19 protein-coding genes are annotated in these 21,626 nt (G+C 35.9%); 16 read left to right on the top strand and 3 right to left on the bottom strand.

Annotation, left to right across the window (positions count from 1 at the left end; translation table 11 throughout):
• Positions 1–4: 4 nt before the first annotated feature.
• Complete coding sequence (locus tag C4F50_RS24945) at positions 5–3,706, bottom strand: two-component regulator propeller domain-containing protein (RefSeq protein WP_194141353.1); 3,702 nt, start codon at positions 3,704–3,706, stop codon at positions 5–7.
• Between the two features lie 296 nt (positions 3,707–4,002).
• Here C4F50_RS24945 and C4F50_RS24940 point away from each other — a divergent pair, with 296 nt between their 5' ends.
• Positions 4,003–4,389, top strand: a complete 387-nt coding sequence (locus C4F50_RS24940; RefSeq protein ID WP_194141352.1) for a hypothetical protein — start codon at positions 4,003–4,005, stop codon at positions 4,387–4,389.
• 78 nt (positions 4,390–4,467) lie between these two features.
• Here C4F50_RS24940 and C4F50_RS24935 read toward each other — a convergent pair whose 3' ends face one another.
• A complete protein-coding gene (locus C4F50_RS24935; RefSeq protein WP_194141351.1) occupies positions 4,468–4,623 on the bottom strand; it encodes a hypothetical protein in 156 nt (51 codons plus the stop codon).
• Positions 4,624–4,941: 318 nt separating this feature from the next.
• Positions 4,942–6,279 carry a DUF6734 family protein gene (locus C4F50_RS24930; protein ID WP_194141350.1) on the bottom strand — a complete coding sequence of 446 codons (1,338 nt, stop codon included), beginning with the start codon at positions 6,277–6,279 and terminating at the stop codon, positions 4,942–4,944.
• 322 nt (positions 6,280–6,601) lie between these two features.
• Between C4F50_RS24930 and C4F50_RS24925 the strand changes: the two genes are divergently transcribed.
• From C4F50_RS24925 to C4F50_RS24855, 15 genes are all read left to right on the top strand, one after another.
• Positions 6,602–8,740 carry a tetratricopeptide repeat-containing sensor histidine kinase gene (locus tag C4F50_RS24925; RefSeq protein WP_194141349.1) on the top strand — a complete coding sequence of 713 codons (2,139 nt, stop codon included), beginning with the start codon at positions 6,602–6,604 and terminating at the stop codon, positions 8,738–8,740.
• Positions 8,741–9,903: 1,163 nt separating this feature from the next.
• A complete protein-coding gene (locus C4F50_RS24920) occupies positions 9,904–10,722 on the top strand; it encodes an alpha/beta fold hydrolase (RefSeq protein WP_194141348.1) in 819 nt (272 codons plus the stop codon).
• Between the two features lie 72 nt (positions 10,723–10,794).
• Positions 10,795–11,112, top strand: a complete 318-nt coding sequence (locus C4F50_RS24915; protein ID WP_194141347.1) for a phosphoribosylpyrophosphate synthetase — start codon at positions 10,795–10,797, stop codon at positions 11,110–11,112.
• A gap of 200 nt (positions 11,113–11,312) precedes the next feature.
• A complete protein-coding gene (locus C4F50_RS24910; RefSeq protein ID WP_194141346.1) occupies positions 11,313–11,945 on the top strand; it encodes a hydrolase in 633 nt (210 codons plus the stop codon).
• A 185-nt stretch (positions 11,946–12,130) separates the two neighbouring features.
• Entirely contained in the window at positions 12,131–13,423 is a 1,293-nt protein-coding gene (locus tag C4F50_RS24905) for an alginate export family protein (RefSeq protein ID WP_228012138.1), read from the top strand.
• A 50-nt stretch (positions 13,424–13,473) separates the two neighbouring features.
• Complete coding sequence (locus C4F50_RS24900; RefSeq protein WP_194141344.1) at positions 13,474–14,208, top strand: M17 family peptidase N-terminal domain-containing protein; 735 nt, start codon at positions 13,474–13,476, stop codon at positions 14,206–14,208.
• Positions 14,209–14,211: 3 nt separating this feature from the next.
• Positions 14,212–16,098 carry an amidohydrolase gene (locus tag C4F50_RS24895; RefSeq protein WP_194141343.1) on the top strand — a complete coding sequence of 629 codons (1,887 nt, stop codon included), beginning with the start codon at positions 14,212–14,214 and terminating at the stop codon, positions 16,096–16,098.
• 10 nt (positions 16,099–16,108) lie between these two features.
• Complete coding sequence (locus C4F50_RS24890; protein ID WP_194141342.1) at positions 16,109–16,537, top strand: DoxX family protein; 429 nt, start codon at positions 16,109–16,111, stop codon at positions 16,535–16,537.
• A gap of 1 nt (position 16,538) precedes the next feature.
• The gene (locus C4F50_RS24885; RefSeq protein WP_194141341.1) at positions 16,539–17,012 is read left to right on the top strand and encodes a Dps family protein; all 474 of its coding nucleotides are present in this window, start codon (positions 16,539–16,541) and stop codon (positions 17,010–17,012) included.
• Positions 17,013–17,016: 4 nt separating this feature from the next.
• Entirely contained in the window at positions 17,017–17,682 is a 666-nt protein-coding gene (locus C4F50_RS24880) for a YoaK family protein (RefSeq protein ID WP_194141340.1), read from the top strand.
• Positions 17,683–17,733: 51 nt separating this feature from the next.
• Complete coding sequence (locus C4F50_RS24875) at positions 17,734–18,663, top strand: sensor histidine kinase (RefSeq protein ID WP_194141339.1); 930 nt, start codon at positions 17,734–17,736, stop codon at positions 18,661–18,663.
• An 8-nt stretch (positions 18,664–18,671) separates the two neighbouring features.
• A complete protein-coding gene (locus C4F50_RS24870) occupies positions 18,672–20,030 on the top strand; it encodes a sigma-54-dependent transcriptional regulator (protein WP_194141338.1) in 1,359 nt (452 codons plus the stop codon).
• A gap of 316 nt (positions 20,031–20,346) precedes the next feature.
• Positions 20,347–20,637 carry a GNAT family N-acetyltransferase gene (locus C4F50_RS24865; protein ID WP_194141337.1) on the top strand — a complete coding sequence of 97 codons (291 nt, stop codon included), beginning with the start codon at positions 20,347–20,349 and terminating at the stop codon, positions 20,635–20,637.
• Between the two features lie 17 nt (positions 20,638–20,654).
• Positions 20,655–21,275, top strand: coding sequence for an alpha/beta hydrolase (locus C4F50_RS24860; protein ID WP_194141336.1), 621 nt, complete (start codon positions 20,655–20,657; stop codon positions 21,273–21,275).
• Positions 21,275–21,625 carry a cupin domain-containing protein gene (locus C4F50_RS24855; protein WP_194141335.1) on the top strand — a complete coding sequence of 117 codons (351 nt, stop codon included), beginning with the start codon at positions 21,275–21,277 and terminating at the stop codon, positions 21,623–21,625. Before C4F50_RS24860 ends, C4F50_RS24855 begins: the two co-directional genes overlap by 1 nt.
• Position 21,626 lies beyond the last annotated feature (1 nt).

The raw sequence follows: 21,626 nt of genomic DNA, 5'->3' as shown, positions 1-21,626 counted from the left end.
AATTCTAGACACTGTACTCTTTATATTCTTTCGGACTTTTGCCAAAATACTTTTTAAAAGAGCGTCCAAAATATTTTGGATCGTTATAACCGCACTCAAAACTTATTTCGGAAACGTTTAATCGCTTCGTTTTTAATAAAACTTCTGCCTTTTGCAATCGCAGCGACATGAGGATATCCGACGGAGACTGATTGAGCGTTTCTTTAAACAAGCGATAGCATTTTACCCTTGAAATCCCCAATTGACTTACCAACATTTCTACATTAAAAGAAGGATTCTGAAGTTCTTCTTTAATTATTTCTAAGGCTCTTTTTAAAAGCTTTTCGTTTGGCGTAATATGATCGTTATCTTCGGTAAGAATTTCAAATATTTTCTGCTGTATTTTATGTTCTCGCAGCGGTTCTTTATTCTGATTGATAAGGCTGTCAATCTTTTTACTGACAAATGATGCACTTGCCGGCAGTTTGATGTGCGTATCAATTCCTATTTCTAAAAGCTGTTCATCCAATTCATAATTAATATCCTCAGAAATATAAACCATCGGCATTTTTAGAGCTGCATTTTCTTTGTACTGCTGTAAAAAATTAATCAGTTCTTTTGAAAACGCCGCCTGATAGAAAATTAAAGCCGCGGTATCGACCTGTTTGATAATGGCATTTAAATTAAAAACAGAACTTTCAAAAATGATGTTATAATTTTCGCTTTCTAAAACCTGACGGGCTGCGGCTGTATTAAATTGATCGCCAAAAACCAAAAGACATTTTTTATCTGATGAAAATTGTTCTTCGTAATTAAAATTTTTCCATGAAATTGTTTCTTTGAAATTCGATTCAGGATTCACAATTTCGATCGGAATTCGTAAGGCGGTTTCAAAATGATCTTCATAACCAGGAACCACTTCTCCCTGCAGGTCTTGCAGCAATACTTGGAGTGCTCTAAAATACGGACTGTAATGCGAAATATTATACCAGTTGTTTTTTAAAATAATACTGTCTGAAGCTGCTTTGATTTCTATAAAATTATTGTGATAACCAATGTCAATCTTCAATGTACTGTCTTTATCAGAATATTTGCAGATATCATTAAAAAAATACTGCAGCGAAAGTTTGAAACGCAGTATGTCTACAACAGCAAAACAATTGGTGCTTTCAATTTCGCAGTTAAAATTTACTTCATTAAGCTGCAGGTTTTTTTTAAGCTTTTCGACATTATTTTTTAAAACAGGAAATAAATAAGCGGCTGTTTTTTTTACAGCACCCAGATCTTTAACATGTTCCAGATAATTCCACTCCGAAATGATATTGACCAGTTTGTCTGACTGTGCCGTCAGGGCACGATGCGTTTCTGCATCTTTTTTAACAGAACCCGAGATTTTAATTATTTTGGATATGGGGTCCTGAAACTCGGCCAGCATAAAAGTCTTAAATTTTTCGATTTCGAAGTTTTCATTTTTAAAATTGCTGTGCAGGATCAAAAGTTTTTCTTTCTGTTCTTCTATTTTTTTATTTTTCTGATCAAGTTCTATATTAATATCTTCCAGATTTTTTTTCTGATTTTCGATCACAGCGGTACGCGCTCTTACCAATTCTTCGAGGTATTTTTGCTGCGAAAGTGCCGTTTTATTTTTTACATAGACCACAATTATACAAACCAGCAGTATAAAGCCCGATAAGAGCATATAAAATAATATCGATTGGTAGAATGCCTGAGCAATAGTAAGGCTGAAAAAGGCACTCTCGGCAATCCCGTCTTTACCTTGTTTGAGCATAAAATTGTAATCTCCCGAAGATAAATGCGTGTATTCTATTTTATTATTTGCTCCCAGGCGAATCCAATCTTTATCATGTCCTTCGAGTTTGTAATAAATATCATTTCTTTTGTTTCTTGGAAATACTATCGGGATTACTTCTATTTCCAATTCATTGGCAGAAAAGCTTTTTGTTATCTTCTGCTGGTACGCTTCGCTCCCGTCTATCCTTAATTTTATTTTTGCTTTTGCACTGGCCGAATAAAGTGCATCTGGATTAAAATAATTAAGTCCTTCTACACCTCCAAAAAACAAATTCCCTTTAGAATCCTGATAATAAGCTCCTTCTGAGAATTCTGGTGCCTGCCATCCATACGACGGATTGTACGAGTTAATGTTGTAGTTTTTTTTATCAATAGAAGCGATTCCTTTCGTCGTGCTTACCCAGATTTTTTTTCCGTTATCAATAAGCCCGTACACCATGTGGCTTGGCAGTCCGTCAGCCTCTGTTATATTTTTTATCAGTCCCTTTTTTTTATTAAAAACACTGACACCTCCAAGAGAAGCAATCCAGTAATTATCGGATTGTTTATCAATAAAAACCGAATAAATACTGTTTCCTAAAAGTCCGTCTTTAGCACTAATTTCATTTAAAGTTCCTGTATTCAAATCAAACACAATTACCCCATTATTTTCTGTCGCCAGAATCAGATTTGTGTTGTTTTTCCTGACGCATCGAATGTGGTATTTATTTAATAATTCCTGACCTTTAAACTTTTCAAAATTTCCCGTTAAAAGATTAAATTTTGCAAGACCGCCCCAGCTTCCCATCCAGATTTGTTTATTCTGATCCTCAACCATTGAGTAACATCTCGAAATAGACATTCTTGGAATACCGCTGTTTTCGTAAGCGGTATATTTGTTTTTTGAAATGCGCAGCATTCCTTTATAAGTACCCGCCCAGATCGTTCCGTCGCTTGCTGTAAACAAAGTCCTGATACGCTCCCAATCAGGGTTTGAACCTGCCTGATCTATTTTAAATTTTTCAAAAACACGACTTCTGTCATTGTAATAATAAAGTCCTCTGGTATAATAACCCAGCCAGATTTTTCCTTTATTGTCTTTGGTAACAGCTCGAATGGTTTCGTCTGGCAGAAACGGCTCGTTTACAGGATGCGGCATAACAGAATTGATTTTTTCTGAACCCATAAAAACCATACTCAAACCCCCATCTTTCTGCCCCAGCCAGATATTTCCAAAATCATCTTCATGCAGCGTTTCTATTTCGTTACTTTTAAAAGAATACGGCGAATACAGATCTGAAGTAAAATGCCTGATTTTGTTTTCGTCTGCATCATTTGTCATGATATACAAGCCGTTCTCACGAGTAGCAAACCATATATTCCCCATTTTGTCTTTTAAAACACAATTGATAATAAGCTTTGGATATTTTCTAAGCAGTAGGTTTTTAAGATTCGTAAAATCTGCAGTATGGACCTTATTACGGGTTATTGCAGCAAAAGCTTTATTTTTAAATTCAAAATAAGCATCATCAGCTGTTTTAACCACAATGTTTCCTTTCTCAGACAAATCAATATCTCTTGGAATACTTTTAAACTTAAACTCTTTAAATTCATGATTCCCAATATACTGATTAACATGTCCTTCTTTTGTAATAAGCCATAGGGCACCCGAGGCATCTTTTTTTAATTTCGTAATATAATTACTGGAAATTGTTTTAGGATCATTAGAATCGTTTTTATAAACTCTAAAATTAGTGCCGTCAAAATAGTTAAGGCCGTCCCAGGTGGCGATCCATAAACCGCCGTCACGATCACTTTCAATAGCAGCTACAGAATTGTTGGATAATCCCTGATTTGTGGTGAAATTATCGAATTTCAGCTGCTGCCCAAAGGAAGATAAACTAAAAAGTAAGAAGAAAAGTAAAGGCCTGATCATTGTTTGGTATTTTAACCAGCAAGTATACAATTGCAAGTTAAACCCAATATAAAGTGTAGGTTAAATAAAAAACGTGCAATATGCGGCAGGCTTTTTATAATTTCATCTCTACACCTCTTTATATAAATTTAAAATAGTAAAATATAACACGTAGTAGTATAAACGAGATAACTTTGATGTACTTGATAAAAAATACTATTATGAAATTTTTTCTGATGCCTTTATTATTCCTTTTCTTTTTTTCATGTCAGCAAAAAGAAAACAAAAATACTGTTGTTAAAACTTCTCAACCTGTTATGAAACAACGTCACGAAAATAACACCGAAGAGAACAGCAAAGAAAACAAACAAATCGGCGATACTATTTTTATGAATTTTAAGGATGACAAAGGCCTTTTTACAGCAGAAGGTTCTTTAGATTCGATTCCATCCAGGGTATACGTTAAGTTTAAAAATGACGATACAGGAGAATTGAACGGAAAAATTACTCCAAGTACAGGCAAAGGAAACGTCCGTTTTAATCAAATTATTTTTCCTGATAAAACCTCAGACGGTCCTTTCGGAATAGATTTAAAAGTTCCAATTCAACAAAAAGGAACTTATATCTTAGTAATTGGACATTCGCAAATGGCTGATAATCCCTTTTTAGGCACCTTTAAAGTAGAACTTGAAATTAAAAAGTAGACGTGCAGGGCTATAAAAAAACTGCCTGCAAAAAAATGCAGACAGTTCTAAATGGATACTATGCTTATAATTTTTGTATTAGCATTTATAATATCTGTTTCTAATTTCATCATAGCAAAGAATCGGTTCTTGATAACCTCCTAATGTTTGTTTTAATTCTTTAACAGTCAATTTTTGTACGTCGTTTGCAACAAATTTTTTAACTTCTTTTGTTTTTGAAATTTTCTTAAACATAATTAAATAATTAAATTGATTACTATTCCAATCATTTAAAGACATTTGGAATTTATGTCTATCCTTGCGCAAGATTTTTATCTATTTTCGTAATACTAAATCCCTCTAGTAAAACAGTTTACAATATCTATTTTTTTATGCATGCTGCAAAAGCAGCACTCTCCTTACAAATATGGCTCTTTATATTTACATTTTCTTACGCAAAACCACATTTGTTTAAAAATTTAACATTTAGAATAATTTATTTCTAATGATTATCATAAAAAACCCAGCAAACAAAAGCATTCTTGACTGTTTAAAAAAAATATCATTTTCGAATTATTTATAAATGGCAATAATTTTATAAACGATATAATTGGTCAGCTTTTTATTTAAAAGTATCAAAATATCATTTTCTTCCTCTTCAGAATCATATTCAAAGTGCTCTAATAACGATGTAATACAATCAAAATATCGAGTTCCTGCTGCTATTACAGACAAAGCTTCTTCATCTAACTCATCCAACTCATATTTTCGAGATACAGAATTGCGATCTTCAATTTCTAAAAAAGAAAATTCTTCCTCATTACGAGTAGTGCGGATGTGCTTAAATCCGTCCAGCAATACGATCTTAAAATCTTCCTTGGCCGCTACTAAACTTTGAAAATAATTAGGCATACCTGCTGTATATAAGTCTCTTTTCAGAAGATAATTATCGGAGCTTTTTTTGTTAGTTTTAAGCTCAAAATCAAAATCTGCAGTCAATGCTGCAACTTTTTCCTGTGTTAGAAATTCTACCTCATTCTGGTTCCTTTCAGCTTCATTTACCAAAGCCGCAATTTTTGAGTAACTTTCTGGATAATTTTTCATGATGTAAACCTCCATCGCCTTGCACACAAAAGGATTTCGTTTATAAACTCCCAATAAATGCAAATACGATTTCTGAGGGACTTCATGAAATTCGGCAAAACCAAAATACTCACCGTCATTATACACTTGATCAAACAAAAAATCAACCTTTACCTCTTTAATTGCTGCAAATTGATAAAATAAAATCTGCTCAAAGAAAAGATTGAAACTAAGACAGTTAATTTTTGAAAATGCGCTTCTGTTTTTATCTACAAAATCAATACTTTTTTGGGCATATTCTTTAAAAAACTGAATATCATTGCCGCCCGCAACTCCCATGTTACAGGCAAAATTATTGGGATTCTTATGATAATTTTCCATTTCTAGCGGCAGGTATACGAGATGCGGCGAAATTTCATTCCACTTTTTAATGTAGCTGGCAGCTGTAATTTCTAAATTTTGGGTAAGCACCGCAGCGTTTTTAAATTTATCGGTTAAAGAATCCCACACAAAAACATCTCCGTCAACATGCAGAAAAGGTTCTTCCTGCATTTCATAAACCTTAATTTTAGAAACAGCCCAAAGGTCTTTGTGATATTCATTTAAATCATCCAAAATCACATGCACTTTAGTATAAGGCAATTGTAGTTTTTTGATCAGTATTTCATATCCAAAACGATCTGTATAAAGCTCGACGTCTTTATGGAATTTAACTAATTGATGACAGCTTAACAACCAGCTGAGCCAATTATACTTATAAGAGAACCAGCCGTAATTATGAGTAAAATCAGTCGCATTTCCAGACCAAAAACTTTGTATTATTTTCATGTAAGAATTCTGCTTAGTATTGTAGATAGGATCTATTCAAATAACGAAAATAATTTGCGATTTTCTTTACGGTATTCCACATTTTATTCTTTTCAACGGTATAATAATCTTGCTTACCAACCCTAATTTAGCTATTTTTAAAAACTTATTTGTTTTCTTTACCGCAAATAATTCCCAAGAACAATTGTTTTTTTAATATCTCTTTATGGTTAAATGCTGCATAGCAAAGTTGTCGTTTGTTTTTTTTATTCTGAGCTGGAATTGCTATTCTACTGCCGTTCAAGAGACTTCTAATGCAGCTGCGGTTTCAAAAAAGCATTCTTTGATCACCAAAAAAATCACAGACCTTCTTGATCACGGCGCCGAATTTTTATACAGACCCGATAGTTTTAAAATTGATCTTGACAGTGCTCGCTCGAATTTTAACAAGGCTTTTGTGCTTAGTCACAGAATCAATGATGAGAATCTGAAACATAAATGTCTTTTTTTCTACGGAGAACTTTTATTCGAAGAAAATAATTATCCCAAGGCACTCGAATTTTACCAGAAGGCTATGGTCTTCTATCAAAAAACAAAACAATATAAAAAAGAAGCCGATTTATGGGCAAAGCAGGGAAAAAGATTATTTTGGCAGTTTCCGCGCAATTTTAAATCTTTTGATGAAGCTGTAATTTGTTTTGATAAAGCTGCTGCACTTTACAAAAATCTGGGGCTGTTTGAGGATTATGCTTATCTCGTAAAATACAAAGCCGATGCCCATTTAAACCAAGGCAGATTGGATCTGGCAGAAAAAGAACTGTTTCAGGCTCTCGGTATTTATAAAAAAATCGGTTACAAAAAACTGCAGTATACCTACGATTTATTAGCAGATGTCAACAGACTTAAAGGCGATTTGGGCAAAAGCCTTTATTATTCTCTTGCTTGTGTAAAATACATGGAAGCAACAAAAGAGTTTGGAGATGCACCCGATTTTTACGAACAGCTGGCACTTGCCTACAAAGATCTTGGCAAACATGATTTAAGCATAGAACTGCTGGCAAAAGCAATTCCTATTCTTAAATCTCAAAAAGAATTAGATTATACGAATATCTATGCCTTTACCGATTTATTGTGTAAAGAACTTATTGAGATCAAAAAACCAAAAGAAGCTTTACGACAGGTACAAAATATTATAAAAGAATATGCGCCTAAAAAAAATACGGACAAAGCCATCATTTATGGTTCTCTCGCCTATTGTTATAACAAAAATAAACAGCCCAGACTGGCCGAAGCCAATTTTGCAAAAATGATTACTTTATATGAAGAAAGTAATTCTATCATGGATATTGATTTATCTGAAGCTTATTTTGAATTTGGAAAATTCTATGAAGAGCATCAAAACTATGATAAGGCAAAAGTCAATTTTCAGAAATCACTTAATTTCCCAAAAGGAATTGTAGAACTTTCTCAGGTGAAAGAAGCGAATTTGTATTTGTTTAAAATTGATTCGGCGAAAGGAAATTACATTACAGCAATACAATATTTTCAGAAATACAAAAATCTGAATGATTCTATTTTTAATGAAAAAAAGAACAAACAAATCGAAGAACTGCAGATTTTGTATGGTCTGGAGAAGAAAGAAAAAGAGTTTTCTAATTTAAAATTAGATATGGATGCCGAAAAACAAAAAACAATACACGCTCAAACTACTATAAAATTCGGCTTTTGTCTGGTTGCTTTTCTTTTAGTGAGCATCATTTTGTTTTGGATAAGTTATCAGGAAAAGAAAAAAAACAATGCTCTTTTGATCACTCAAAAAAATGAAATCGATCAAAAAAATGAGACGCTGCAGAAACTGGTTATTGAAAAAGAATCGCTTATGCAGGAAATTCATCATCGGGTCAAGAATAATCTGCAGATTGTGATGAGTCTTTTAAACTCGCAGTCGTCAACTTTAAAAAACAAAGAAGCCTTTGATGCCATTCAAAAAAGCCAGCACCGACTGTATGCCATTTCTTTGCTGCATCAAAAATTATACAGAACAGATATCATTCGAGAAATAGAAATGGAAAACTACATTAATGATCTGCTGCATAATTTTCGCGATACTTTTGACATGCATTACATTACTTTTGAAACTGCTCTTGATACAGTGCATCTTGATGAAGCGCAGGCGGTTTCTGTTGGTTTGATTTTGAATGAAGCTATTACAAATGCTATAAAATATGCCTTTGAAAGCAATCAAAAAGGAATTATTGTAATTGAGATGAAACCCAGCGAAAACAACACAATAACACTTAAGATCAGGGATAATGGAAATGGTTTTCCTGATGATCTTGATTTTAACTCGCCGGCTACATTAGGCATTAATTTAATCAGCGGTTTAGCGCAGCAGCTGGATGGTAAAGTTTCTTTTTTTAATGATAATGGTGCAGTAATTCAGGTAGAATTTACTGCAAATACTATTACACGCTGGGGATAATTGCTAAAATTATATTGAGAGCCCAGATTAAAATCCAATTTTCAAACAATATTATCAATTGCCAGCATCTTTAAATGCTGGTTATCATATGATATTCTTAATGGCTTTAGCCAAAGAAAAGCTCCAAAAATCAATAAATTTATTTGGCTAAAGCCTGTAAATATCTTTTTTTTAAACCTCCAGATAAATCTGGTGGCAATTGATCTTCTCATTTTTAATCTTACTGCTCCACAGATTTTCTAATGATACGCTGGGGATAATTGCTGAAATTATATTGCGAGCCCAGATTTAAATCCCATTTTCAAACAATACTATAAATTGCCAGCATCTTTAGATGCTGGTTATCGTATGATATTCTAAATGGCTTTAGCCAAAGAAAAGCTCCAAAAAGCAATAAATTTATTTGGCTAAAGCCTATAAATATGTTTTTTTAAAACCTCCAGATAAATCTGGAGGCAATTGATCTTCTCTTTTTAATCTTTACTGCTCCGCAGATTTTCTAATGATACGCTGGGGATAATTGCTTAAATTATATTGAGAACCTAGATTAAAATCCCATTTTCAAACAATATTTTCAATTATCAGCACCTTTAGATGCTGGTTATCGTATGATATTCTAAATGGCTTTAGCCTTATAAAAGCTCCAAAAAGGAATAAATTTTTATTTGGCTAAAGCCTCTAAATATGTTTTTTTAAACCTCCAGATAAATCTGGAGGCAATTGATATTCTCTTTTTTAATCTTTACTGCTCCACACATTTTGTAATGATGCAAAAAATATACTGCGGCACTTTGCGATAATTTCACCAATTGTCATTACTCCCTTAATAAATTTACGATATATCGTAACCTAAAAAAAACTGCCAAAACCTTAAATCCCTTACAGAACAAGGCATTACTCTTAAAGGCACATTATTTGGCAGATAGTCAGCAACTCTTATTTATATCAAGATGCAGCACATGAAAACAGAACGAAATAATGCTTTGGAAAAAATCCCAAAGAATTAATCTAGATTAAGAAGTAACCGTAAAAAGCACCTTCTTAATCTAGGTTAATAGACCAGCCTTCTTCACTGCTATAGATTTGCAGTATCAATAAAACAACAGCATACTTGTAACAAATAAGATTATAAAACCGAAATCAACAATTTAAAACCATAACAAATGAGCACACTTACAGTAAAAGACGGAACACAGATTTATTACAAAGATTGGGGAACAGGACAGCCAATTGTTTTTCACCACGGATGGCCTTTATCAGCTGACGATTGGGATGCACAAATGATGTTTTTCCTTAAACAAGGTTACAGAGTAATTGCACACGATCGTCGTGGCCACGGGCGCTCAGGACAAAGTTCTGAAGGAAACAACATGGATACTTACGCAGCAGACGTAGCCGCATTAACAGAAGCTTTGGATTTAAAAGATGCTATTCACGTAGGGCATTCTACAGGAGGCGGAGAAGTAATTCGATATGCCGCAAAACATGGTAAAGGTCGTATTGCAAAAGCTGTAATTATCAGTGCAGTTACTCCAATAATGATTCAAAACGAGTCAAACCCAGAAGGAGTGCCATTATCTGTATTTGACGAAATCAGACAAGGAACGGGTTTTAACAGAGCACAGTATTTTTATGATTTCCCAATCCCTTTTTATGGATGGAACCGCGAAGGACAAACGGTTCAGGAAGGTATCAAACACAATTGGTGGCGTCAAGGAATGATGGGTTCTGTTTTGGCTCATTATGAAGGAATTAAAGCATTTTCTGAATCTGATTTTACAGAAGATCTTAAAAGTTTAGACATTCCTGTTTTGGTTCTGCATGGAGAAGACGATCAAATCGTACCATTCGGTCAGGCTCCAAGAGCAGCGGCACTTTTGAAAAACGGAAAATTGATTGCATACCCAGGTTTTCCTCACGGTATGCCGACTACAGAAGCTGAAACGATCAACAAAGATATTTTAGAATTTATTAAAGGATAATCTGACAGTCTTTAATTAACCAAACTGCCTGTTATGAGTTCGCTTTTGCAGGCAGTTTAAAAACAATCTTTTATGAGTCAATTTCAGCAACCCTCGTTCGACACCGTTACAGAAGCACTGCAATGGTTAGCTCTTCAAGGTTTTACACAAAACTTTAACCTTGATGTAAACTGTATTCGTTACAACAACAATTCACAGTCTATGTCTCCAGAAGAATTTAAGATCGAATACATCTTTCGTTTTGAAGGCGATACAGATCCCGGCGACGAAGATATTGTATACGGAATCATATCGGATGTATACAATATAAAAGGAGTCTTGACAAGTGCTTTCGGCATTTATGCTGATTCTGTCTCTGTAGAAATGATCAGAAAGCTTTCTACGCATTAATACTTCAATTGCTTCCCGCTTCAGCTGGAGGAAATAGATAGAAAAAATTAAGGCTTTAGCCTAACACACAGCATTTCGGCTAAAGCCTGTTTTAAAACCAATATTAAAACCTTCAGCTAAAGCAGGAGGCCATTCATCACAAATCATTCAAAGCTTATCCTCTACAAGCTAACTAATAATAATTTTTAAAAATAAATAACATGAAACCATCAGCAAACTTATTATCACCAGACAATCACGCATTAGTTTTAATTGACTTTGAAGGTCAAATGGCATTTGCTACCAGCAACATTGCATTAAGCGAATTACGAAATAACGTTGCCATTATCAGCGGTGCCTCAAAAATATTTAATGTGGCAACTGTAGTAACAACTGTTGCCGAAGAAAGCTTTTCGGGTCCTGTTTTTCCAGAAGTCGAAGAATATTATCCAATTGCAACTTCAGGATATATCGATCGTACTTCAATGAACACTTGGGAAGACGAAAACGCTTATAAAGCAATTGTAGGGAAAAACAAGAAAAAAATAGTTCTTGCAGGTTTATGGACAGGTGTATGTATTGTTGGACCAGCTTTATCTGCAATCGAAGAAGGTTACGAAGTGTACGTTATTACAGATGCCTGCGGTGATGTAAGTGCAGAAGCACACGAACGTGCAGTACAAAGAATGATTCAAGCTGGCGCACAGCCAATTACTTCTATTCAATACTTATTAGAATTACAAAGAGACTGGGCACGTGAAGAAACTTATGTTCCAGTAACGAACTTAATGAAAAAACACGGCGGTTCTTACGGATTAGGAATTCACTACGCTCACAATATGTTGAAACACTAATTCAGTCCTTCAGTTCAACGTAAAACCTGAAACTTGAAACCTGAAACCTGAAACTTAAAACAAAATTAATCCCCCTCTTACCCTTCATTATGTTGGAATCAACAAAATCCATATCAAACAACGTTAAGTTACTTGTTCTCTTTCTCTTAGTAGGAAACTTGGCGTCTGCACAAAATTTTAAACTTTTGCGTTATGACGAAAATTACGAATTCTTAAAAGACTCTAATAGAAACTTTTATCAGAATTTAAAATTTGTTCCTTTAAACAAAGAAAAAGATTTTTACCTGTCTTTTGGAGGCGAAGCACGATACGAATACGTTGATTTCAACAATGAAGATTGGGGAAGATTGAATATTGGCCGCAACAATTTCTTACTGCAGCGCTATGATCTTCATGCCGACATTCATTTAGGAAAAAACTTTAGAATTTTTGCGCAATTAAGAAGCGCTTTACAAGACGGAAGAGTAAACGGACCAAGAGGAATTGATGAAGACCAGCTCAATGTTCAGAATCTTTTTTTGGATGTTGCCTTATGGCAGAAAGAAGACAAAAAACTAATTGTCCGAGCCGGAAGACAAGAACTTGATTATGGATCTGGAAGATTGATTTCGGTAAGAGAAGGGCCAAATGCGCGCTTGTATTTTACAGGAGGAAAAATAATGTATTCCTCTGCCCGATTCTCTATTGACGGTTTTGCCATGATGGCCGATACGATTTACAGCGGCGTTTTTGATAATAAAATGTCCAAACAACTGAATCTCTGGGGAGCTTATTCTAAAATAATTTTTCCGAAAGCAGGAAATCTGGATTTGTATTATCTCGGAATCAAGCGCAATGAATCGTTATTTGAACAGGGAATTGCTCCCGAAAAACGACATACAATTGGGACACGATTTTGGAAATACGGCGGCGGTTTTATTTACAACCTAGAAGCCGCTTATCAATTCGGAAGTTTTGGTTCTGGAGCTATTAATGCCTGGACCGCATCGGCAGATTTGGGATATTCTTTTGAAAACATCAAATTTAAACCGACAATAAATCTTCGCAACGATTATATTTCAGGAGATCAGAACACCGACAATCCAAACCTGCAGACCTTTAATCCGTTGTATCCAAAAGGAGGTTATTTTGGCTTCAGTCCGCAAGTTGGGCCGGTCAACCTTATCGACATTCATCCTTATGCCACGATGGATTTACTGCCAGAGCTCAAGATGCAGGTCGACGTGGTTTTTAACTGGAGATTTTCAACTCAAGACGGAGTTTACAGACCAAGCGGTATGCTGAACCTTCGCGGCAGCGCATCGGACGAAAAATATATCGGAACAGCTTATCTGGCCAATTTTACCTACAGTGTCAATAAATACATTTCGGTTGTCAGCGGAATCCAGTATTTTAAAACAGGCGCCTTTATCAACGACATTATTCCAAATTCTAAAGACGGCGTTTTTTTTAATGCCCGACTTGGGTTTAAATTTTAAAAAAATAATTCATAATAACCACACAAACAACAACAGCTAAAATTCTAAACATGAAAAATACAGCCATTATAAAAACATACAGATTTAGAGCCACTGCTCTATTTCTTCTGCTATTCGCAGGATTAACGAATATCGCTTTTGCACAAAATGCAGCACTCGGATCGACTACAACTTGGGGGAAAGTAGACGGAGTTGCGGTAAACGGATTGGTTCAAGGACCGTCTGCCGCAGAAGCAGATTTACAAGTTGCCTGCGTTTTTGAATATACAGAGGGGGATATTTTTAACCCTCCTGCCCTGCCTGCAAACCTCAACGGAATGGTGCATCTAGACGAAGCTTTTAAAGGCTTGATTACCGAACTTCGTAAAAATGGCAAATTTACAGGACATGCGCTTGAAACTTTGTTAATTACGCCTCCAAAGGGAACTTTGGCTTCCAAAAAATTATTACTGATCGGACTGGGCGACCGCAGTAAATTTACTCCCGATTTAATGATCAGCGTAGGAAGCGTTGCCATGCGTGAAGCGTTGCGTTTAGGCGTTAGTAATTTTTCGTTTGCCAGCGATATTAAAGACGCGGGGATCGACTCTCCAACTGCTTTAGTGGCAACAAATGTAGTTTTAGGATCTTTTGAAGCTTATCGAACTCAGGCTTATTTAAAAGAGAAAAAATTATCCGATCATAAGCCTTTAACTAAAATAATTCTGCTTGCAGGCCCCGCTTTTTATACTGTTGCAGGCGAAGGAATTAAAGAAGCGATCACAAAACTTAACGCCAAATCATAAAGTATGAAAGCAGATTTAATTTTATTCAACGGTAAAATTCACAGTTTCAATCCAGAAACGCCAAATATAACCGCTGCAGCGATTAAAGACGGAAAATTTATCGCGGTTGGAAACGACAGTGAGGTCATGAGTTTTGCATCAGAAGAAACCAAAATAATCGATCTTTTAAACCGAAGAGCGGTTCCTGGAATCAACGATTCGCATATCCACTTAATCCGAGGCGGTCTAAACTATAATCTGGAATTACGCTGGGACGGTGTTCCTTCGCTTGCCGATGCACTTCGAATGCTGAAAGAACAAGTGGACCGCACTCCAAATCCGCAATGGGTTCGTGTTGTGGGCGGCTGGTCGGAATTTCAGTTTGCCGAACGCAGAATGCCGACTTTAGAAGAAATCAATGCTATCGCTCCCGAAACGCCTGTTTTTATTCTGCATTTGTACGACAGAGCGATTATGAACCGAGCGGCGCTTAAAGCTGTTGGCTACAATAAAAATACCCCTGCGCCTCCGGGCGGTCATATTGAAAGAGATTCAAACGGTGAACCAACAGGATTAATTATTGCAACGCCAAACGCCATGATTTTGTATTCGACGCTGGCAAAAGGCCCGACACTTTCGTATGAACATCAAATCAATTCGACGCGTCATTTTATGAAAGAATTGAACCGTTTCGGAATCACGAGTGTGATTGATGCAGGAGGCGGCTTTCAGAATTTTCCAGACGATTATAAAGTGGTTAATGAATTGAATGAAAAGAAACAGCTTACCGTTAGAATCGCTTATAATTTATTCACCCAAAAACCCAAACACGAATTTGAAGATTTTTCGGATTGGATTGATACCGTAAAATTATATCAGGGCGATGATATGTACCGCCACAACGGTGCGGGAGAAATGCTGGTTTTCTCTGCGGCAGATTTTGAAGATTTCTTGCAGCCAAGACCCGATTTACCAGAAAACATGGAAGCTGAACTAGAAAAAGTTGTACGTCTTTTGGTAGAAAACCGCTGGCCGTTTAGACTTCACGCAACTTATAACGAAAGCATTACAAGATTTTTGAATGTTTTTGAAAAAATAAATCAAGATGTTCCATTCAACGGACTTCCGTGGATTTTTGATCACGCCGAAACAATTGACGAAAGAAACATCGAACGTGTAAAAGCACTTGGAGGCGGTATTGCTGTACAAAGCAGAATGGCGTATCAAGGAGAGTATTTTACAGACCGATACGGCGCAAAAGCAGCAGAAAACACACCGCCGATCAAAAAAATGATTGAAATGGAAGTTCCTGTTGGCGCCGGCTCTGATGCTACACGTGTAAGCAGTTATAATCCATGGGTTTCAATGTATTGGATGACGGCTGGAAAAACAATCGGAGGACTGCAATTGTACAACGAAAGCCGATTGAGCAGAGAAACCGCTCTCGAATTATACACCAGAGGAAGCGCTTGGTTCTCCCAGGAACAGGCTAAAAAAGGGGATATCAAAGTCGGAATGTTTGCCGATTTAACGGTTCTGGACCGCGATTATTTTAATATCGATGATGAAGACATTAAAAAAATTGAAGCCGATTTAACAATTGTAGACGGAAAGATTGTGTATGCTAACGGCGATTTTTCTTCGTTTTCACCGCCTCATATTCCGATTCTTCCAGATTGGTCGCCAACCAATATTTACAACGGATATCCTGCAAGGAGCAGTTTGCAGAGCGCGATTGAAAAAAATGCAAAAGACGCTGTAAAACCAAAACTGACCTCGCAGATACACAGTTGCAGCGGCAGCTGTGATGTTCACCTGCACAATCACGACGCTGCAAGGATGAGCAACGTTCCTGTTAACAACTACAATGCATTTTGGGGCGCTTTAGGCTGTTCTTGTTTTGCTTTTTAATATTATAAAAATGATAGACCTTATAAAACAAATTCTGTATTCCGATTTAGGAAATTCATTCAATAATGCCGCTTTCCTATTCTTTAGAATACTGCTGGCTGTTGAACTTTTCAGAGTACACGGGATGAAAAAATTCAGAGTTGAAAACGGACAAAAAGAACACGTTCCGAATCCGCTTCATCTTCCCGAAAAACTAAACGGATTAGTGGCTGCTTTTTCTGATACAGTAGTTCCGTTTTTTATTATTCTGGGGCTTGGAACACGATTGGCTGTTTTACCAACAATTGGCGTAACAGCCGTTGGTTATTTTGTTGTTCACAGAAAAGATTCACTCGAAGTTCGCGATGTTCCTTATATGTACACCTTATCCTTATTACTCATTCTTGCGCTTGGAGCAGGAAAATATTCACTTGATTATTATTTATTAAACCTAATTTAAAATGAAAACAAACATCGGAATTAAACAAGAAAACATTAACAAAGTAGTGGATGTATTAACCAAAATTCTTGCAGATGAATTTGTACTTTATACCAAAACAAAAAGAGCGCATTGGAATGTCGAAGGTCCAGATTTCTACAACAAACATCTTTTCTTTGAACAACAGTACGATGCGATTGATGAAATAGTAGATACGGTTGCCGAAAGAATAAGAGCGCTGGGGCATTATGCTCCTGCTACACTGAAAGATTTCTTAGCATTGACACATCTTTCTGAAGAATTAAAAGAGAAAAACGACAGCAATGGTTTTATCAAAGAATTACTTCTGGATCACGAAAGCATTATTATTTATCTGCGTGAAAATATCAACAGTATCGCAAATGAATTGCAGGATGCAGGAACAAGTGATTTTATCACAGGTCTTGTAGAAAATCACGAAAAAATGGCTTGGATGCTTCGCGCTCATTTAAAATAATATTATGGAAATACAAAAAAATATTTGGTACGTTACCCTGCTGCTCACCATGATCGCAGGGTATTGCGATACCGTAACGTTCGTCGCGGCAGACTCTTTATTTTCTGCACATGTTACAGGCAACTTTATTGTTTTTGCCTATCAGATTATTAAAGGTTCAGACGCTCATGCCTGGATCAAATTATTGACTTTTCCCATCTTTATATTTGCTGTAATTGTGGGGGGCAGAATTGCTTTAAAAAGTGTCAACCGCTACACTATTCTATTTTGGGAAGGTATCATATTACTGCTTTCCGGAATCGCTTCGTATGTTTTTGGGTATTTAGAAATATTTTCAGAATGGGCCATGTACACTGTAGCCATGACCACCGTTTTTGCAATGGGACTTCAAAACGCTTTTGGGAAATTATTTGCTAAAGAAACACACGGCCCGACAACAATGATGACCGGAAATGTAACGCAGGCTTCTCTGGATTTAGGAAACTTGATTAAAAATGGAACAAACGATGCCGATTCTTTTTTAAGTTTTAAGAAACAATTGGTTACCATTTTTGGTTTTCTTATAGGCTGTTTTCTTGGAGCCGTTGCGGGAAAGTTCTTTGGTTTAGGAACTTTAATTTTACCCGGAGCTGCCATGATTATCTGCTATTGGTACCACAGAAACAGCTAGACTTTTCGCACACGGATTTGCACAATTCTGATAAACGATTATCTTTAAAAAATGAATTTTAATCCCCTAAACATCTTTAAAAATCACACATACAGTATTTGTATGGTGATTTTTTTGTTTATGGTGAACACGCAGCTCTGTGCACAGTTAAAAGAAAATATTTCATTAAAAAAGAACATTGCTTTGGTTAAAAACAACGATCAAAACTTTGAGTTGTTTTCAGTCTTAAGTATAATCATTGCAATAATTGTACTTCTTTTTATAGTACTTCTTTACAATCAATTTAGATTGAAAAAGAAAATTAAAGAGCACAACGAATTAGTCAAAAAAATGCTGATCGAGAAAGAATGGCTTTTAAAAGAAATTCACCATCGAGTAAAAAATAACCTTCAGATTGTCATTAGTTTACTCAATACACAATCGGCTTATCTGGAAAATGAAGACGCTTTAATGGCGATACAAAACAGCCAGCACAGAATGCACGCCATGTCACTCATACATCAAAAGCTGTATCAATCTGATAATTTGTCCAATATCGATATGTCTTGGTATATTGTGGAATTGATCAGTTATATGAGAGAATGTTTTAACACCGATGCTAAAATCAATTTTGTTTTGGATTTAGAAAAAGTGTACCTTGATGCAGCGCAGGCGGTTCCGCTTGGATTAATCATAAACGAAGCCATCAATAATGCCATAAAATACGCCTTTCCACTAGACCAAAAAGGCGATGTGCATATTGAGCTGAAAAATGCCGGAGAAAACAATTACACATTGATAATTGAGGATAACGGAGTCGGTGTTCCCGAAAATTTTAATGCAGCAGAAAAAAACTCACTCGGCATGAATCTAATGATGGGATTAAGCGACCAGCTCGATGGAACTTTTGAAATGAAAAATGATCACGGAATGAAAATCAAAATTACATTTACAAGAAATACAGAATTGGAAGGAACTTCTGAAAATTCTGAAATCATATAATTTACGGAATGAAGGAGAAAATTCTAATTGTTGAAGACGAATTTATTGTAGCAAACGATTTAAAGATCATGCTGCTCAAAGCAGGTTACGAGATAACAGGCATTGCTTCTTCTGTGATACAGGCCAGAAAACTAATTTCAGAAAAAAGACCCGATTGGGTTTTGCTCGATATTATTTTAAAAGGAAATCTTACCGGAATTGATCTGGCTTGGGAATTGCGCGAAATGCAGCTGCCGTTTTTGTACATTTCTGCCAATACCAATCAATCTACTCTCGAAGCTGTAAAGGCAACGAACCCTTATGGTTTTATGGTAAAACCTTTTAGAGAACGTGACCTTATTGTAATGCTGGACATTGCGAAATATAGATTTAATGAGGAAAATAAAGCAGTCGCACATCCTGTTTTTGAAGCAGAAAATCAAGCAATTGAAGGTATTATCGGCACGAGTGAATTATTAAAAGAGGTAATTGAAAAAATAAAAATTGTTGCTCCTGCACAGACTTCAGTTTTGGTTCTCGGCGAAAGCGGCACCGGAAAAGAACGCGTTGCCCATTCGATACACGATCTTTCTGCTCATAAAAAAAATCCGATGGTTATTGTTAACTGTGCTGCACTGCCGCAATCATTAGTAGAATCTGAACTTTTTGGTCACGAGAAAGGTGCTTTTACAGGCGCAAATTCGCTCCGAATCGGCAAGTTTGAACAAGCCGATAATGGCACCATCTTTTTGGATGAAATTGGCGAACTGCCTCTTGATTCTCAGGTTAAATTGTTACGTGTTTTACAAGAAAAAGAAATTCAGAGATTAGGCGGAAATTCAACCATAAAAATTAATGTTCGCGTCGTTGCGGCAACCAACAGATCTTTAGAAAAAGAAGTTGCAGAAGGGCGTTTCAGGCTTGATTTGTATTATAGATTAAATGTTTTTCCGATACAATTGCCCACTCTAAAAGAACGCAAAGAAGATGTGGAAGTTCTGACCAACTATTTCCTGAAAAAATACGCGGCAAGCGCCAAAAAAAATGTCACAAGCGTTAGTAAAGCAGCTTTAGAACAATTGATGCAGTACGATTGGCCGGGAAATATTCGCGAACTGGAACACTTGATAGAACGAAATGTTTTGCTTTCTAAAACAAATGAAATTGAAAAATTTGATCTTCCACAGTCTGTTTCGAGTCCAGTACAAGAAAGTTCGGGTAAAATGAAAACCATGGAAGAAATGGAAAAAGAACATATTTTGACAGCATTGCAAAATTGCAGCGGTAAAGTTTCGGGTCCAGGCGGTGCGGCAGAACTATTGCAGATGTCTGCACAGACTTTGTATTCAAAAATGAAAAAGTTAGGGATAAAACAAGGATATAATTAATTTGTTTTGAAGTTTTTAACCGCGAAGAACGCAGGGAATTACGCAAGGTTCGCAAAGGTTTGTTTTGATACAGTTTGTGTTTACGAGTGCGATTTTTCCTTTATTCAAATGACAAACAAGGCTTAAAAAACTTTGTGTCTTTGTGGCAAATAGCATAAAACTAAAATGAGAAAAAAAAATCTTATTAATCTAGATTAAGCTGAATTCAACGTAAGCTTAACGAACTTTGTAACTATAAAACCAACACATAAAAACAAAAACTTCGCGAACCTTGCATAAACCTTTGCGCTCTTCGCGGTTAAAAAATCAAAAAATTATGGAAGCAATAAAACTAGAATTAGACGAAAAAAAACACGGCAATTTTAATCTCTACGTTGACGGTAAAAAGCAAGGCGAAATGACGGTAAGTATCAAAGACGATCTGCTGACTGTTTACCATACAGGGGTTGAACCAGAAGCCGAAGGAAAAGGCTATGCCAAGAAATTATTAGAAGAAATGGTTTCTTATGTACGCGAAAACAAAATGATGGTTAAAGCACTTTGTCCGTACGTACACGCGCAATTTACAAGACATCCAGACGAGTATCAAGATATCTGGAAAAAATAATTTTAAAAACAAGACTTATGAATTTAGATACTATAACAGCCGGCGTGCCCTTGAATGAGGCAAAAAAAGCTTTGATCATGCTTCATGGGCGTGGTGCAGGAGCTCATGATATTTTATCGATTGCTAAATATCTTGATGTTGCAGACTTTGCTTTAGTAGCACCGCAGGCAGAAAACAGAACCTGGTATCCGTACTCGTTTTTAGTTCCTATTAACGAAAACGAACCTTCTTTTTCAAAATCGCTAGAAGCCGTACATCAAGTTTTAATAGCGGTACAGCAAAACGGAATCGAAAAAGAAAACATTTATTTCTTAGGATTTTCGCAGGGAGCTTGTCTTGCTTTAGAATTTACTGCCCGAAATGCGGCAAAATACGGCGGTGTTGTGGCTTTTACAGGCGGTCTTATCGGCGATAAAGTATACGAAGAACACTATCACGGAAACTTTGAAAATACGCCTGTTTTCATCGGAACGAGCGATCCCGATTTTCACGTTCCGGTAGAAAGAGTAAATGAGTCCGAAGCACTTCTTAAAAAATTGGGAGCCAATGTCACCAAGAAAATTTATGATAACATTGGGCATACCATCAGCCACGACGAAATTGATTTGGCTAACGAACTGATTTTTTCAAAGAAATAATGATCCAGATAACAAGAATCTACAGCGGCGAAAACGGAGAAAGTTATTTTCAGGACTTTGAAGTTCCGTTAAAAAACAATGGCGATATCGGTTTTCTCTCTGATGATGAACCTGTAAAATCAATTGTTTTTAGAGAAGTAAAACCCTCTTACGATTATGATTTTCACAATGCACCCGATCGGCAGTACATTGTTTTACTAGACGGCGGTGTCGAAATCGAAACATCATTGGGAGAAAAAAGAACTTTTGAAACAGGCTCGATATTATTGGTCGAAGACACGACTGGAAAAGGCCACAAAACAAAAAATATTGAACCTAAATTAAGAAAGTCAATATTTATAAAATTATAAA

Source organism: Flavobacterium hungaricum (genome assembly GCF_015182285.1).
GTDB classification, from domain to species: domain Bacteria; phylum Bacteroidota; class Bacteroidia; order Flavobacteriales; family Flavobacteriaceae; genus Flavobacterium; species Flavobacterium hungaricum.
This window is presented reverse-complemented; position numbering and strand designations above follow the sequence as displayed.